Source organism: Moorena sp. SIO2C4 (genome assembly GCF_010672485.1).
Lineage (GTDB): Bacteria > Cyanobacteriota > Cyanobacteriia > Cyanobacteriales > Coleofasciculaceae > Moorena > Moorena producens.
The window spans coordinates 1-4,396 of the sequence record NZ_JAAHGN010000625.1 but is presented as its reverse complement, the minus strand read 5'-3'; the positions used below and the strand labels follow the sequence as shown (position 1 = coordinate 4,396).

The following is a 4,396-nucleotide window of genomic DNA, read 5'->3' as shown; positions in this document are numbered from 1 at the left end:
CAGCTGTTAACAGTGCTGAACCGGGATAAAATCGACAGTAGGTGTAAATCCCATTGTCATCGAGTAACCATTGAGAATACATTCCTTCTTGTTTAGGAAAAAATCCTTCTGTGGCATTTTTGTTAATAATCTCTGAAGGATATTTCAAAATATTAACAAAGCTATCCACTGCTGTTGGTTGAATCCTCCCTACTAAGCGTGTTGTTATATTCTGAAAAATTTTCGCTGCACTGGGAGACTTGGAAATGGTATCTGGATCTTGAGCGGATAAAATTACCCGAATTCCTGCTTTAGCTCCATTAGCACACAATCTGCCAATTAATTCAGCAATGGAATTATACTGGAACAGAATCGGACTTTCATCGATGAAAAATATACTCACCGGCGAGGCTAAAGAACGTCTTAAGGCTGCTGAGTAAATCCCTAAGGAGAGTAGTGCAGCATCTTCGTCACTACTAATATTCCGTAAGGCAAAGACTAATAACTGAGCATCACTTCTAAAGGTAGAAGGACGACTAATCGCTTGTCCTACTCGGCTATTGATCCAATACCTCAGTCGCAATTTGACTTGATCCAAGCCTTGAAGGATATCCCCAGATACAGAGGTAACTCGCAATCTCTCTAAGGAACAAAAATCAATAAAATCCGCAAGGGTAGGCATTAATTGCCATTCTTGAGAGTCTAAGCCATTGATATTTGCTGCTACATAACGGTCATGGATTTGATCATCATCAAAAAAGGCTTTGATTGCTAAGCTTAACATGGCTCTGATGTTATCCGTATAAGTCCGGTCATGAAACGTCGTGGAGCCAAGAACCATTAGCATTAGTGCTTCGACTAAGAATTCTTTGTATTCTGTAAGTCTCTCTTGTTGTAGTTTACCATCTAATCCCTTTAAATTGGGCAACTCGAAAAGATTAACTGCCTCTCGACCAATATCAAAATAAGCTCCTTTATCCCCGAGAAAAGCGGTGTAGTCACTAAAGGTAGAACTGCCATCGGGTTTTGGATAATCCATAGCTGAGATGGGTATACCATGAGCCAAGGCTTGGGTAATAATTCCTGATGCCAACACAGATTTTCCACTGCGGGTGGTTCCGAAAATACCTAGGTTTTTATGCTGTTTGAATAAGTCAATAAAAACTGGCGTACCCCCTTCAGCAGAGATTAATTCAAATCCCGTTCTATCCACTGTCCGGGTTTTGACTACTGGCATTAAGCCTGGTGCAATATGGCTTAAATAGGTATGCGATCGCTTAAACGGACGCATTAATAGTCTGCTCCAGGAAATTGGTAAGGTTTCTAGCCATATTTTCCAAGGATACTCGCTCTCCCTTACCATCCAAGCTGGTGGCGGAAAATAAGATTTTAAAGTATAACACGCCTGATCTAAATCTTGTGGAGAATCGCGATGAACTAAGAAAACAACCGAGACATTAAATGGCACGGCACCTTCATAGATAGCCGCCTGAGCCTCGACATTTTTCTGAATATTTAATTGTGCTTTAACATTAATCGTATTTTTCTCCTCTGCATATTTTGAGGAGACATTTGCCTGTTTCGTCAGCGAATGCATTTTGCTGGTTACCGTCTTAATGTTCGCTTTGGAAATCTCACAAAAACAATCGGTGTCATAGACCTCATCTTTTGCCATGACTTGCCAGAGATAGCGCATTTGGGATTCTTTATTCCTCCACCCCTCAGGCTTGTCTAAAAAGAGCATGACTGCGGTATACTGGTCTTTGAGATTAATCCAACGTCGATCAGCAAATGGAATAGCGGTATAGTCTTCCATTAACAGAGAAACCGGGTGGATTTCTGAGTAAACCTCTTCGGTAACTCCAGCTTCAGTTAAGGAAAGCAACTGGGGAACTGAACGAGGTGGTGTATCATTAAATCGCTGCCACACATAATTCCAACACTCTTGAGCAGAAAGAGGGCGAATCGATAGACCCATTTGATTGCTCAACAGCCTTTCCCAAAATTGATAGCCATTATTAAAGGCAATCTCTATCACTCTCTCGATCTGCTGTTTTTCATACTCATCCAGCTTGCCAATAAATCCGTTCCACCACTTGGTAGCTGTCATCAAAAATTCTTCGATTTTATCAGATGCTCCCTCTCGACCTGATTCTACGGTATAGGTAGCAAATAAATACAATGTCTTGGGCTTTCTAATCCCCCCTTTTGTCAAGTCTTGAATTCGCTTCTTTTCTCCCATGATTAGGTACTTTAACTCGTTAGAGTCTGTACCCTTAATCAACTGACTCAACGTGTTTTGTCTATCAGTGTCATCAGTGAAAGACTTTAGGTGAATCGTGAGGGTTTCCTGCTCTGGGAAATCTTTTAACCCAGCTTCGATGGCATCAAAAACCGGGTCAATTAACTCCTGCCGTAAGGTGGTGTGAATGCCTCGACATTCAAAACCAAACACAAATTTATAGGAAGCTTCTCCTTTTCTGAGAATGTATGCCCCAACATCAGACCCATCAAGTCTGACTTCTAGGAAACTAGCTAACTTACAGTCATCCTCGAACGGCTTTAAGGTTTTCTTTTTACCATTTCCTACATCAACCCGCTTCTTTCCCATCTTTTGTTTAGCTTGATCGTGAGCTTGAGTTGTTGTCATACTTTTTAGCCTTTGCCCTTTGCTTTTTCCCGTTTAATCTCTAAAAGCCTTTGGTATCTACCCATTCCTCTTGTCCATTGAGGTACAGGTATAAACTTAGAAAGAAATTTCCAATGGCTAGAGGAAGTTAGCACCCACCAAGTAGACATACCCCAAACTCCGAAACAAGATGTCCATACCCAACTAGCTCCTAGTACTCCCTTGACGATGTAATAGGCAATTGCCCAAATTATTGCCCAGGGGATAAACTGATCGGCTGGAATAGGACCAATTTTCGGTTTTTCATCAAGAGTTCGGTTAACACGACGGAATTGTTGCTGTGAATTATTTGCCATAGGTCAAGCTATTTTGGATCAGACTTGCCAACTATCAGTGATTGAAACAACTTTCAATCTCAATAAAACCCTGACTACTCATCCCTTCAGCTAGATAAAACTCAACAGGCAAATTAGATATAGCGTAGTTTATGCTCCTGTGCCAGTGATGTAGCCTGCTAAAAGATCACCCAATGTAACTACAATCAAAATGATGATTGGAGTACGGGCTAGGGTTTTCCAGTCATCATCTTGTTGGGCAGCATTGACTACTTTGACCAATGAAATGCCCAAATAAATTAGGAATAGTGCTCGTAAAACGTTAAACACCAGGGACACCAAATCGGCGTCTACTTCAGGAATAGCACTAGTTAGCCAATCTTCTGCGACTTGGAAAAACTGGGCATGGGCTGGCGCAGCGGTAAAGTCCAACATAAACCACAGAAAGGTGAATAGGAAAAGACAGGCTCCTAAACCATATTTCCTGACTAGCCGTTGAATTTGATTCCCAGAATTACTAGGTTGGACTCCAATCCACCTCACTCCCACAACTAGACACATCAAAAATGATACACCCATCAAAGGAGTGACGGAGGTACTGATATAGAGATCCAATGCCATGGCGATCGCAGCCATGACCATTAAATAGCCCAAGGGCACTTGCTTCAACTGAGCAAACAACTGAGCAAGCAACTTAGCAAACATAGTTTCTTTACTTTTCCAACGCTGTTGTTGACGAGGTGACATCGCAACAGAGGACTTGTTCACCATGGTGGATTTTTCTTTCCGTAATTTTTCTGACTCTTCTTGTGATACAGAAAATTTTTAAATCGCAAAAGCGATCCCAGAGGAATAGTTCAATTTATTTTCATTAATAAATGTTATTGAGTTAAGGAGCATTTTGAATAAGCTAAATGATTGTAATTGTTTCACCTCAAGCATTACAATTACTTAACCTCTCAATATCATTGGCACAGCTCGTCAACAGTCTCAAAATGTTACTCGTCCAAAAGGAATAGATAAATAAACTAAATTTTAAGAAAACTCTGAGAAAAGAAAAAAAACTTAACAAAAAAAACGCTGAAACTCAACCTATAGGTAGAGGCGTTAGTGCTTAGTAGTTAATCAGCTATTTTGCTGAAAAGTAAACCTAAGCAATTAAAGTGTAACAATTAAACTTAAGATATTAATGGATCAAGTATTTATATTTGAGTTGTGAACATAGGATTGAAGTAAAAGGGAGCAGGGAGCAGGGACTGAGGCCGTGGGCCACGCGGGGCGCGTTCGGAGCAGTAGGAAAGAGCTTGGAGGATTTTTTGGTGTTATTAAAAACCGCTGCATTGCTATTATCTATTCCAAAGTTCCTTCTTCTGACTTCCCTACTCCCTCGGTGCGCTTGACCCGTAATTAAATTCGCCACGGGTCGCACCGCTCCCTACTCCCTACTCCCTCG

3 protein-coding genes are annotated in these 4,396 nt (G+C 41.1%); all 3 read right to left on the bottom strand.

Annotated features, from left to right (window positions below; all coding sequences use genetic code 11):
* Nucleotides 1-2,629 (bottom strand): putative type IV secretion/conjugal transfer ATPase (locus tag F6K20_RS25870; RefSeq protein WP_287296556.1); only part of this gene is annotated, 2,629 nt, incomplete at its 3' end.
* 5 nt (nt 2,630-2,634) lie between these two features.
* Nucleotides 2,635-2,964: a hypothetical protein gene (locus F6K20_RS25865; RefSeq protein WP_009149104.1), complete on the bottom strand. Its 330-nt coding sequence runs from the start codon at nt 2,962-2,964 to the stop codon at nt 2,635-2,637.
* Between the two features lie 129 nt (nt 2,965-3,093).
* On the bottom strand, nt 3,094-3,714 hold the full coding sequence (locus F6K20_RS25860) for a hypothetical protein (protein ID WP_052308473.1): 621 nt from the start codon (nt 3,712-3,714) through the stop codon (nt 3,094-3,096).
* Nucleotides 3,715-4,396: the final 682 nt, after the last annotated feature.

Coding starts and splice junctions, on each gene's coding strand:
- F6K20_RS25865 (WP_009149104.1), bottom strand. CDS start 2,964: ATGGCAAATAATTCACAGCAACAATTCCGTCGTGTTAACCGAACTCTT.
- F6K20_RS25860 (WP_052308473.1), bottom strand. CDS start 3,714: ATGGTGAACAAGTCCTCTGTTGCGATGTCACCTCGTCAACAACAGCGT.